Origin of the sequence: Pseudomonas sp. CBZ-4 (genome assembly GCF_000346755.1) — a bacterium.
Taxonomy (GTDB): domain Bacteria; phylum Pseudomonadota; class Gammaproteobacteria; order Pseudomonadales; family Pseudomonadaceae; genus Aquipseudomonas.
Genome location: NZ_ANNV01000163.1, coordinates 1 through 11,771, shown reverse-complemented (window position 1 = coordinate 11,771; position 11,771 = coordinate 1). Strand labels below are relative to the sequence as shown.

The 11,771-nt window shown below is 63.7% G+C and carries 10 protein-coding genes; all 10 read left to right on the top strand.

Annotation, left to right across the window (positions count from 1 at the left end; translation table 11 throughout):
* Positions 1–32: 32 nt before the first annotated feature.
* The 10 genes from B348_RS0123680 (at position 33) to B348_RS0123635 (ending at position 11,705) form a co-directional block, all read left to right on the top strand.
* Positions 33–2,141: a TonB-dependent siderophore receptor gene (locus tag B348_RS0123680; protein WP_017738514.1), complete on the top strand. Its 2,109-nt coding sequence runs from the start codon at positions 33–35 to the stop codon at positions 2,139–2,141.
* A 142-nt stretch (positions 2,142–2,283) separates the two neighbouring features.
* Positions 2,284–3,066: an ABC transporter ATP-binding protein gene (locus B348_RS0123675; RefSeq protein WP_017738513.1), complete on the top strand. Its 783-nt coding sequence runs from the start codon at positions 2,284–2,286 to the stop codon at positions 3,064–3,066.
* Positions 3,063–4,010: an ABC transporter substrate-binding protein gene (locus B348_RS0123670; RefSeq protein ID WP_017738512.1), complete on the top strand. Its 948-nt coding sequence runs from the start codon at positions 3,063–3,065 to the stop codon at positions 4,008–4,010. The genes B348_RS0123675 and B348_RS0123670 overlap by 4 nt, the downstream gene beginning before the upstream one ends.
* A complete protein-coding gene (locus B348_RS0123665; RefSeq protein WP_017738511.1) occupies positions 4,007–5,017 on the top strand; it encodes an iron ABC transporter permease in 1,011 nt (336 codons plus the stop codon). Before B348_RS0123670 ends, B348_RS0123665 begins: the two co-directional genes overlap by 4 nt.
* Before the next feature lie 186 nt (positions 5,018–5,203).
* A complete protein-coding gene (gene urtA / locus B348_RS0123660; protein ID WP_017738510.1) occupies positions 5,204–6,469 on the top strand; it encodes an urea ABC transporter substrate-binding protein in 1,266 nt (421 codons plus the stop codon).
* A 140-nt stretch (positions 6,470–6,609) separates the two neighbouring features.
* Positions 6,610–8,112 carry an urea ABC transporter permease subunit UrtB gene (urtB, locus tag B348_RS0123655; RefSeq protein ID WP_017738509.1) on the top strand — a complete coding sequence of 501 codons (1,503 nt, stop codon included), beginning with the start codon at positions 6,610–6,612 and terminating at the stop codon, positions 8,110–8,112.
* Entirely contained in the window at positions 8,112–9,179 is a 1,068-nt protein-coding gene (gene urtC, locus B348_RS0123650) for an urea ABC transporter permease subunit UrtC (RefSeq protein WP_017738508.1), read from the top strand. The genes urtB and urtC overlap by 1 nt, the downstream gene beginning before the upstream one ends.
* Positions 9,176–10,009: an urea ABC transporter ATP-binding protein UrtD gene (gene urtD, locus B348_RS0123645; protein WP_026137014.1), complete on the top strand. Its 834-nt coding sequence runs from the start codon at positions 9,176–9,178 to the stop codon at positions 10,007–10,009. Before urtC ends, urtD begins: the two co-directional genes overlap by 4 nt.
* A gap of 132 nt (positions 10,010–10,141) precedes the next feature.
* Complete coding sequence (urtE, locus tag B348_RS0123640) at positions 10,142–10,840, top strand: urea ABC transporter ATP-binding subunit UrtE (RefSeq protein ID WP_017738506.1); 699 nt, start codon at positions 10,142–10,144, stop codon at positions 10,838–10,840.
* Positions 10,841–10,871: 31 nt separating this feature from the next.
* Positions 10,872–11,705 (top strand): urease accessory protein UreD, encoded by an 834-nt coding sequence (locus B348_RS0123635; protein WP_017738505.1) that lies wholly within the window; start codon positions 10,872–10,874, stop codon positions 11,703–11,705.
* The last annotated feature ends 66 nt before the right edge of the window (positions 11,706–11,771 follow it).

The window sequence follows — 11,771 nt, the reverse complement described above, 5'->3', positions numbered from 1 at the left end:
GCGAGCACCCTGCCAAGAAGACTGATCAACCGATGAACAAGTACCTCGCGTCCGGGCTGTGCCTGCTCGCCCTGCACACCAGCGCCCAGGCCCTGACCCTGCCCGCCAGCCCCGTCACCGCTCCGGCTGTCGATGATGAACACATCGACCTGAAGACCCCGACCACCGCCGGTTCGCGCCTGAACCTCACGGCCCTGCAAACCCCCGGCAGCGTCGAAAGCCAGACCGGCGCGCAAATCCGTGAACGGGGCGACGCCAGCGTGCAGGACGCGATTTCCCGCGCCACCGGCATCAGCCGCACCGGCACGCCGGGCGACGGCGGCACCTCGTTGTCGGCCCGAGGCTTTACCGGCCAGGGCTCGGTGATGCAGCTCTACGACGGCACCCGCATGTACATGGGCATGGGCACCTCGACCTTCCCGGTGGACACCTGGGCGGTGGAACGCGTGGACGTGCTGCGCGGCCCAGCCTCGGTGCTGTACGGCGAAGGCGCCACCGGCGCGGTGATCAACACCGTGCCGAAAAAGCCGTTTGAAGGCGAGATCGAAAACCACATCCGCCTCGGCTACGGTTCCTATGACCGCCAGCAACAGGCCCTCGACAGCGGCGGTTCGCTGACCGACACCCTGAGCTATCGCCTCAACCTCAACCGCCTGCGCAGCAACGGCTTCATCGACCGTGGCGACTCCAGCAGCGACTTCATCAGCGGCGCCCTGCGCTGGCAGGCGGCGGACAACCTCAGCTTCACCCTCGCCAGCGATTACGGCGACCAGCGCCCGCAAAACTACTTCGGCACGCCGCTGATCAACGGCCAGTTGCACAAAGGCCTGCGCGAGAAAAACTACAACGTCCGCGACGACATCCAGCACTACAACGACCAGTGGACGCGCCTGACCAGCGAGTGGCAGATCAGCGATAACGTCAGCGCCAGCAACGAGCTGTTCTACCTGAAAAACCAGCGCCGCTGGCAGAACGCCGAGAACTACAACTTCACCGACGGCCAGCTCACCCGCAGCGGCAACTACGGGATCAAGCACAACCAGGAACAGGTCGGCGACCGCCAGACGTTCACCTTCAAGCACACCCTGTTCGGCCTCGACAGCCAGACCGTGACCGGCGTGGAATACAACCGCATCCGCTTCCGCCTGGCCAGCAACTCGCCGTTCACCGACAGCTTTGCCGATGGCCAACCCATCGACGTGAACCATCCGGCACCCGGCCAGTTCGCAAGCGACAGCGCGTTCCAACCGCTGTTCGCCACCACCACCAAAACCGTCGCCGGCTTCGCCGAAAACCGCCTGCAACTCACCGATCAACTGGCGCTGGTCACCGGCATCCGTCGCGACTACGCCCACGTCGACCGCGACAACCTGCGCACCGGCGAGCAGTCCGACAAGACCCTCACCGGCAATAACTGGAAAGCCGGCCTGGTCTACGCGATCACCCCGGACACCTCGCTCTACGGCCAGTACGCCACCAGCACCGACGGCGTCGGCGGCCTGATTTCCCTGAGCCCCGGTCAGCAGCAGTTCGACCTGTCCACCGCCAAGCAAACCGAGATCGGTATCAAGCAAGCCTTCTGGGACCAGCGTGGCGAGTGGACCCTGGCCGCGTACCACATCGTCAAAAAGAAACTGCTCACCGACGTACCGGGCGACCCGAGCCGCCAGCAGCAAGTCGGCCAGCAATCCTCCCGTGGCCTGGAAGCCAGCCTCGACCTGCAACTGCCCCACGCCTGGGCCCTGCAAGCCAACGCGGCGCTGGTGCATGCGCAATACGACGACTTCAAGCAGGACGTCAACGGCGTGCAAGTCTCCCGCGACGGCAACCGCCCGGTGGACGTACCGCGCCGCACCGCCAACCTGTGGCTGAGCAAGGCCGTGACCGACGACATCCGCGCCGGTGCCGGCGTGCGGTATGTGGATGCGCGGTATGCCGACATGGCCAATCAAAATGAGCTGCCGAGCTATACCGTGGTGGATGCGACGGTGTCGTGGAAGGCGATGCGCAATACCACGCTGGGGTTGCAGTTGAATAACCTGTTTGATCGCACCTATGCGGTCAGCCAATACAATGATGGGCAGCAGTGGATCCTCGGTGAACCGCGCTCGTTCTTCGTCACGGCGGACTACACCTTCTAACCGAACACACCACAGAGCCCCATGTGGGAGCTGGCTTGCCTGCGATAGCGGTCAACCTGGCAGAGATGTATTGCCTGATCCACCGCTATCGCAGGCAAGCCAGCTCCCACAGTTTTGATCTGCGTTGGACCTGAGAGTATTGATGACATCGCTAACCCTAACTGACCTCAATTGGTCCCCCGCAGGCCACTGCCATCACCAGTTCCACCTGCGTGACGCCAGCCTGCAGGTCGGTGCGGGGGAGTTCGTCGGCCTGATCGGCCCCAACGGCAGCGGCAAGACCAGCCTGCTGCGCTGCGCCTATCGCTTTACCCAGCCGGCGCGCGGCGACGTCATGTTCGACCACCAGAACGTGTGGAAGCAAAGCGCCAAATGGTGCGCGCAACGCATCGCCGTGGTGCTCCAGGAATTCCCCGATGCCTTTGGCCTGCGGGTGGATGAAGTGATCGCCATGGGCCGTACGCCCCACAAAGGCGTGTTCGATGGCGATACGCTGCACGACCAGCAGCTGGTGCAAACCGCGCTCGAATCAGTGGGCATGCACGGCTTCGAAGACCACGCCTTCGCCACCCTTTCCGGCGGTGAAAAACAACGGGTGATCCTCGCCCGCGCCCTGGCCCAGCAACCGCAATTGCTGATTCTCGACGAGCCCACCAACCACCTCGACCCGCGCTACCAGCTGGAGCTGCTGCGGCTGGTCAAGCGCCTGAACATCGGCACCCTGGCGAGCATCCATGACCTGAACCTGGCCGCCGCTTTCTGTGACCGCCTGTATGTGATCCACCACGGGCGCATCGTCGCCAGCGGCACGCCCCATGAAGTGCTGACCGCCGAACTGCTGCGCGAAGTGTTTGGCGTCGAAGCCTTGATCGACCGCCACCCCTTGTCCGACCACCCCCGAATCACCTGGATAACCCAACCATGATCCTGCGTTCCCTGCTGGCTGTAGCCCTGTTGTCCGGTGCCGCTGAAGCCTTCGCCGAGGCCACCCATTACCCGGTCACCGTCAAAAGCTGCAACCGCGACGTAACCTTTCAGGAAGCGCCCAAGCACGCGGTCAGCCACGACATCAACATGACCCAGATGATGCTCGCCCTCGGCCTCAAGCCGCGCATGGCCGGCTACAGCGGCGTGACCGGCTGGAAGTCGGTGACGCCGGAAATGGCCAATACCCTCGACGGTTTGCCGGAACTGGCGAGCAAATATCCCTCGGTAGAAACCCTGCTCAACGCCAACGTGGATTTCTTCTTCGCCGGCTGGGACTACGGCATGCGCGTCGGCGGCGACCTCACGCCAGCCACGCTGCAACCCTTGGGCATCAACGTGTACGAGCTGACCGAATCCTGCGCCTTCGTGATGAAGCGCCCGGCCGCGACACTGGAGGACACCTATAACGACCTGCGCAACCTGGGCAGGATCTTCGACGTGCAAGACCGCGCCAACACCCTGATCGCGCAGATGCAGGCCCAGGTCGATGAGGTGCAAAAAGACCTGCCGGCCGATAAACCCCGCGTGTTCCTCTACGACAGCGGCGAAGACCGCGCCATGACCTCCGGCCGCCTGGGCATGCCCCAGGCGCTGATCGCGGCGGCCGGTGGGCGCAATATCCTCGATGACGTGGACGCCAGCTGGACCCGCGTCAACTGGGAAACCGTGGTAGAGCGCAACCCGCAGGTGATCGTGATCGTCGATTACAGCGAAATCACCGCCGAGCAGAAACAGGCGTTTCTGCTGAACAGCCCCGCATTGCAAGGCGTGGATGCGATCAAGAACCAGCGCTTTATCGTGATCCCGTATGTGCAGGCCACGCCGGGCATCGACAACGTGCTGGCCGTCGAGACGCTGGCCAAGGGGTTCCACGGCGAATGATCAGCCGTCGCTATGCCTTGTTGCTCGCGGCCCTGGCTGCGCTGTTGCTGGTGTCCTGCGTCCTCTCGCTGGGCTTTGGACCGGCGCGGGTGCCGGTGGACGTGGTGTGGCGGATCATGCTGCACAAGGCCTTTGGCATCGGCGAGGTGAATTGGCCGGCGGGGCAGGAACATATCGTCTGGCTGATTCGCGTGCCGCGCATGTTGCTGGGCGCGTTGGTCGGCGCCGGGTTGGCCTTGATTGGCGCGGTGTTGCAGGCCGTCACGCGCAATCCGCTGGCTGATCCGCACCTGCTGGGCGTCACGTCCGGTGCCACTTTGGGCGCAGTGATCGTGGTGCTGCACGTGGGTGAAATCGTCGGCCTGCTGACCTTGCCCATCGCCGCCTTCATCGGCGCGTTGGCAAGCATGCTGGTGGTGCTGGCGGTGGCCAGCCGCAATGGCCGCCTGGAGAGTGATCGCCTGCTGCTGTGCGGCGTGGCGGTGTCGTTTGTGATGATGGCAGCGGCCAATCTGTTGCTGTTCATGGGCGACCATCGCGCCGCGTCGGCGGTGATGTTCTGGATGCTCGGCGGCCTGGGCCTGGCGCGCTGGGAACTGCTGGCGATCCCCACCGCGACGGTGCTGCTGGGGCTGCTGGTGCTGGTCGGCATGGCCCGCCCGCTCAACGCCCTGATGGCCGGCGAGCAAACCGCCGTGACCCTCGGTATCAACGCCCGCACGGTGCGTTTGAAGGTGTTCCTGGTGGCCTCGCTGATGACCGGTGTATTGGTGTCCATCAGCGGCTCCATCGGCTTTGTCGGGCTGATGATCCCGCACATCGCGCGGCGTCTGGTGGGCGCCGAACATCGCCGTTTGTTGCCGGTGTGTGCGCTGCTGGGCAGCCTGTTCCTGGTGTGGGTGGACGTGGCCGCACGCACCCTGATCGCCCCCGAAGACCTGCCCATCGGCGTGGCCACGGCGGCCATCGGCGGGCTGTTTTTTATCGGCCTGATGCGCAAGCGCTGAACGCGCCCCGTTGTAGCGCACAGCGGCGCACCTGGCAGCCCGGCTTGCCATTTCATGGTGCGCCAACCCCTCGTCGCCCCGGGCGAAACGACCATTTCATGCCGTTTCCCGACTAGGCACAGCGCTTGCAATCACCTCCTCGACTTGCACCCCTCATAACAATGTTGAGTTCTCGGAGATTGCACCATGAAGCGTCGCAGCTTGATCAAGGCTTTCACTCTCTCGGCATCCATTGCCGCCATGGGCATGACCTGGACGATCCAGGCCGCCGAGACCATCAAGGTCGGCATCCTGCATTCGCTGTCCGGGACCATGGCCATCTCCGAAACGTCGCTCAAAGACATGGCGCTGATGACCATCGACGAGATCAACGCCAAGGGCGGGGTGAACGGCAAGATGCTCGAACCGGTGGTCGTCGACCCGGCGTCGAACTGGCCGCTGTTTGCCGAGAAAGGCCGGCAGTTGCTGACCCAGGACAAGGTCGCCGTGGTGTTCGGCTGCTGGACCTCGGTGTCGCGCAAATCGGTGTTGCCGGTGTTTGAAGAACTCAACGGCCTGCTGTTCTACCCGGTGCAATACGAAGGCGAAGAGATGTCGCCGAACGTGTTCTACACCGGCGCAGCGCCGAACCAGCAAGCCATCCCGGCCGTGGAATACCTGATGAGCGAAGAAGGCGGCAGCGCCAAGCGCTTCTTCCTGTTGGGCACCGACTACGTGTACCCGCGCACCACCAACAAGATCCTGCGCGCGTTCCTGCATTCCAAAGGCGTGGCGGATAAAGATATCGAAGAGGTCTACACCCCGTTCGGCCACGCCGATTACCAGACCATCGTCGCCAACATCAAGAAATTCTCCGCCGGCGGCAAGACCGCCCTGATCTCCACCGTCAACGGCGACTCCAACGTGCCGTTCTACAAGGAACTGGCCAACCAGGGCCTGAAAGCCACCGACGTACCGGTGGTGGCCTTCTCCGTGGGCGAAGAAGAACTGCGCGGCATCGACACCAAGCCGCTGGTGGGCAACCTCGCCGCCTGGAACTACTTCCAGTCGGTGGAGAACCCAGTGAACAAGAAATTCGTCGCCGACTGGAAAGCCTACGCGAAGAAACACAACCTGCCGGGCGCCGACAAGGCCGTGACCAACGACCCGATGGAAGCCACCTACGTGGGCATCCACATGTGGGCGCAGGCGGCGGAGAAAGCCAAGTCCACCGACGTCGACAAAGTGCGTGAAGCGCTGGGCGGGCAGACGTTTGCCGCGCCGTCGGGCTTCACCCTGACCATGGACAAGACCAACCACCACCTGCACAAGCCGGTGATGATCGGCGAGATCCAGGCCGATGGGCAGTTCTCGGTGGTGTGGCAGACCAATGAGCCGATCCGTGCACAGCCGTGGAGCCCGTACATTCCGGGCAATGACAAGAAGCCGGATTACGCCGTCAAGAGCAACTGATCCGAGGGGTGTCGGCACGTGAGGCCGACACGATCCCTGTGGGAGCTGGCTTGCCTGCGATAGCGGTGCATCAGGCACACCGAGTCGCCGCCATCGCAGGCAAGCCAGCTCCCACATTAGTTTGAGCAAGGCCCAAGACTATGCCCACTGCCCTGTACCGCTTCATCCTCGCCGCCCTGCTGTTGCTGCCTTTCGCCGCACACGCCAGCGACGCCGAAGATTTCCTCGCCGCCAACCCGGCGCAACAAGCCAAGCTTTTGCAAGACTGGGCTGCCCAGCCCGACCCGGCGCGCATCGAGCTGGTGGACGCCCTGCAACAAGGCCAACTCACGCTCAACGGCGAAACCAGGACCGTGCGCCTGAACAACCGCCTGCGCGGCCTGATCGACAACGTCCGCGCCAGCCAGCAATTGCTCGCCGCCGATCCTAAGGTGCGCCTGACCGCTGCGCAAACCCTGCAAAAAACCGCGCAACCCGCGCAATTGAAATTCCTCGACCAGCAGGTCGCCAGCGAGACCGATGAGGACGTGCACACCGCCCTCAGCCTGGCCCTGGCCAACCTGCAACTGGTGGACAGCGACCCGGCCGTGCGCCTCGCCGCCGTGCGTTTGCTCGGCAACACCGGCGACCCGCTGGCCCGCACGCGCCTGGAAGCCTTGCTCGCCCCCGGCGTGGAAACCGACGCCGCCGTGCACACCGCCGCCGAAACCAGCCTGGCCCAGGTCAAGCGCAAGTTGATGGTCGGCGAGATCCTCGGCCAGGCCTTCAGCGGCATGTCCCTGGGCTCGATCCTGCTGCTCGCGGCCCTGGGTCTGGCGATCACCTTCGGCCTGCTCGGCGTGATCAACATGGCCCATGGCGAGATGCTGATGCTCGGTGCCTACTCCACCTATGTCGTGCAGATGCTCATGCAGCGTTATGTGCCGCAGGCCATCGAGTTCTACCCGCTGATCGCGCTGCCAGTGGCGTTTTTTGTCACCGCCGCCATCGGCATGGCACTGGAGCGCACGGTGATTCGTCACCTGTATGGCCGGCCACTGGAAACCCTGCTCGCCACCTGGGGCATCAGCCTGATGCTGATCCAGCTGGTGCGTTTGGTGTTCGGTGCGCAGAACGTCGAAGTGTCCAACCCCGCCTGGCTGTCCGGCGGCATTCAAGTGCTGCCCAACCTGGTGCTGCCGTATAACCGCATCGTCATCATCGCGTTTGCGCTGTGCGTGGTGGTGCTGACCTGGCTGCTGCTGAACAAGACGCGCCTGGGCCTCAACGTGCGCGCCGTGACCCAGAACCGCAACATGGCGGCGTGCTGCGGCGTGCCCACCGGGCGGGTGGACATGCTCGCGTTTGGCCTCGGTTCCGGCATCGCCGGTTTGGGCGGCGTCGCGCTGAGCCAGATCGGCAACGTCGGCCCGGACCTGGGCCAGAGCTACATCATCGACTCGTTTCTGGTGGTGGTGCTCGGCGGCGTCGGCCAATTGGCCGGTAGCGTCATGGCTGCGTTCGGTTTGGGCATCGCCAACAAGATTCTCGAACCGCAGATCGGCGCCGTGCTCGGCAAGATCCTGATCCTCGCGCTGATCATTCTGTTTATCCAGAAACGCCCGCAAGGACTCTTCGCACTGAAAGGACGGGTGATCGACTGATGAACCAGCCATTGATGCTCACGGCCGCGCAAAAGGCCGGCCCCAAAGTGACAATCGCCGTGGGTGGGGTGATCCTGATCCTGCTGCTGGCGCTGCCGTTGCTGTCGCTGCTGCCGGCCGACAGCGCCTTTCATATCTCGGCCTACACGCTGACGCTGGTGGGCAAGATCCTCTGCTACGCCATCGTCGCCCTCGCCCTGGATTTGGTGTGGGGCTATGCGGGGATGTTGTCCCTCGGCCACGGTTTGTTCTTCGCCCTCGGCGGCTATGCGATGGGTATGTACCTGATGCGCCAGGCGTCCGGCGATGAGCTGCCGGCGTTCATGACCTTTTTGTCGTGGACCGAACTGCCGTGGTATTGGGTCGGCACCGAACACTTCCTCTGGGCCATGTGCCTGGTGGTATTGGCCCCGGGTCTGCTGGCGCTGGTGTTCGGCTTCTTCGCCTTCCGCTCGCGGATCAAGGGCGTGTATTTCTCGATCATGACCCAGGCCCTGACCTTTGCCGGGATGCTGTTGTTCTTCAGGAACGAGACCGGTTTTGGCGGCAATAACGGCTTCACCAATTTCCGCAGCATCCTCGGTTTTGGCATCACCGAACCGGGGACGCGGGCGGTGCTGTTTGTCGCGACGGTGTTGCTGCTGGTGACGAGCCTGTACATCGGCTGGCGCCTGGCGCAAAGCAAGTTCGGCCGCGTGCTGACGGCGCTGCGCGATGCGGAGAACCGCCTGATGTTCTGTGGCTACGACCCGCGTGGTTTCAAGCTGTTCGTGTGGGTGTTGAGCGCGGTGCTGTGTGGTTTGGCCGGGGCGTTGTATGTGCCGCAGGTGGGCATTATCAACCCCAGTGAGATGTCGCCGACCAACTCCATCGAAGCCGCCGTGTGGGTCGCCCTCGGCGGGCGCGGCACGTTGATCGGCCCGCTGCTCGGCGCCGGCGTGGTCAATGGCATGAAGAGCTGGTTCACCGTGGCCTTCCCGGAATACTGGCTGTTCTTCCTGGGGGCGCTGTTCATCATCGTCACCCTGTACCTGCCCAAGGGCGTGATCGGGCTGCTGAAGAAATGAGGAACGTCATGCTGGAACCTATTTTCGACGCCGGCAGCGGCCGCGATGCCATCGGTATTGGCCAGGCCGCCGGCAAGGGCCTGAACACGCGCCACGGCACCATCCTGACCCTGGAAGACATCAGCGTCAGCTTCGACGGGTTCAAGGCCCTCAACAACTTGAACCTGTACATCGGCGTGGGCGAGTTGCGCTGCATCATCGGCCCCAACGGCGCGGGCAAGACCACGCTGATGGACGTGATCACCGGCAAGACCCGGCCCAGCCATGGCACCGCCTGGTTTGGCGAAAACCTCGACCTCACCGGCATGAGCGAAGTGCAGATCGCCCAGGCCGGCATCGGCCGCAAGTTCCAGAAACCCACGGTGTTCGAAGCCCTCAGCGTGTTCGAAAACCTGGAGCTGGCGCAGAAGACCGACAAGTCCGTGTGGGCCAGCCTGCGCGCGCGCCTGAGTGGCGAGCAGAAGGACCGCATCGACGAAGTCCTCGACACCATCCGCCTGACCGCCTCGGTACAGCGCCCGGCCGGCTTGTTGTCCCACGGGCAGAAGCAGTTCCTGGAAATCGGCATGCTGCTGATGCAAGACCCGCAACTGTTGCTGCTGGACGAACCGGTGGCGGGCATGACCGACGCCGAAACCGAATTCACCGCCGACCTGTTCAAGCGCCTGGCGGGCAAGCACTCGTTGATGGTGGTGGAGCACGACATGGGCTTTGTCGGCGCGATTGCCGACCATGTGACCGTGTTGCACCAGGGCAGCGTGCTGGCTGAAGGGTCGTTGGAGCAGGTGCAGGAAAACGAGCGGGTGATCGAAGTCTATCTCGGTCGCTAACCCAGACACGGACTGCTTTATGTGGGAGCTGGCTTGCCTGCGATAGCGGTGCATCAGGTACACCGCCATCGCAGGCAAGCCAGCTCCCACATTTGAACCGGTTCCCACAGGGGGATCGAGGAGGTTTTGAAGATGTTGCAAGTCGACAAATTGCACCAGTACTACGGCGGCAGCCACATTCTGCGCGGCCTGTCTTTTGACGTGAAGGTCGGCGAAGTCACCTGCCTGCTCGGCCGTAACGGCGTGGGCAAGACCACCCTGCTCAAGTGCCTGATGGGTCTGTTGCCCGCCAAGGAAGGCGCAGTGAACTGGGAAGGCAAGGCCATCACCACGTTCAAGCCGCACCAGCGCGTCTACGCCGGCATCGCCTACGTGCCCCAGGGCCGCGAGATTTTTGGCCGGCTCACGGTGGAAGAAAACCTGCTGATGGGCCTCGCACGTTTCCCCGGCTCGGAAGCCAAGGAAGTCCCGGCGTTTATCTACGAGCTGTTCCCGGTGCTGCTGCAAATGAAACACCGGCGCGGCGGTGACTTGTCCGGCGGCCAGCAGCAACAGTTGGCGATTGGCCGCGCGCTGGCCAGCCGGCCACGCCTGCTGATCCTCGATGAGCCCACCGAAGGCATCCAGCCGTCGGTGATCAAGGAGATCGGCGCGGTGATCAAAAAACTCGCGGCCCGTGGCGATATGGCGATCCTGCTGGTGGAGCAGTTCTACGACTTTGCCGCCGAACTGGCCGACCAGTACCTGGTGATGTCCCGAGGCGAAATTGTGGCCCAGGGCCGTGGCGAAAACATGGAGAGCGAGGGTGTGCGCGGCCTCGTTACGATCTAATCTGTAGCGTCCTAACGATAAGCACAACGACATGAACCTGCCCTCTGCCCTGTTCACCCCCAGCTGGCACGCCGAGCTGAACCTCGGCTACGCGCGTTTCGGCGACACCACGCGCCCGGTGATGCGCCGCCACCTCGGCCCGCTGCGGGTGCAAAAGCACCTGTACGCCGAAGGCCCCGAGGTGTGCCAGCACATCATCGTGCACCCGCCCGGCGGGATTGCCGGCGGTGATCGCCTGGACATCAGCGCCCACGTCGGCGCGGGTGCCTGGGCGCAGTTGACCAGCCCCGGCGCGGCCAAGTGGTACCGCGCCAGCGGCCCGGCGTTCCAGCAGCTTGACCTCACGGTCGAAGCGGGTGCGACGCTGGAATGGCTGCCCCAGGAAACCATCGTGTTCAGCGCGGCCCAGGCCGAACTCACCACCCGCATCGAGCTGCAAGGCGATGCGCACCTGTTCTACTGGGACGTGGTCGCCCTCGGCCGCCCCGCCAGCGGCGAGCGCTTTGACCTGGGGCACTTTCAATCCCAGCTGGATATCCGCCGCGACGGCCAGTTGCTCTGGCACGAGCGCCAGCGCATTGTCGGCGCCGATGGTTTGCTCGACTCGCCGATTGGGCTGGATGGGCAACCGGTGTTTGCCACGTTGCTGCTGACGGGCGAGATTGACCCTGAATTACTGGAAACCTGCCGCGCCCTGCCCCATGCCGTTCGCGGCGACTTGAGCCAATTGCCGGGCCTGTTGGTTGCCCGCTGCCTGGCCAGTGAGGCGTTGTTGGCACGGGCATGGTTGATTGATTTATGGAAATTGCTACGCCCGGCAGTGCTAGGCCGGGAAGCCATTGCACCGAGAATCTGGAGCACATGAAGATCAAAACTGTGGGAGCTGGCTTGCCTGCGATAGCGGTGGGTCAGCAACAAATGCATTGCCTGA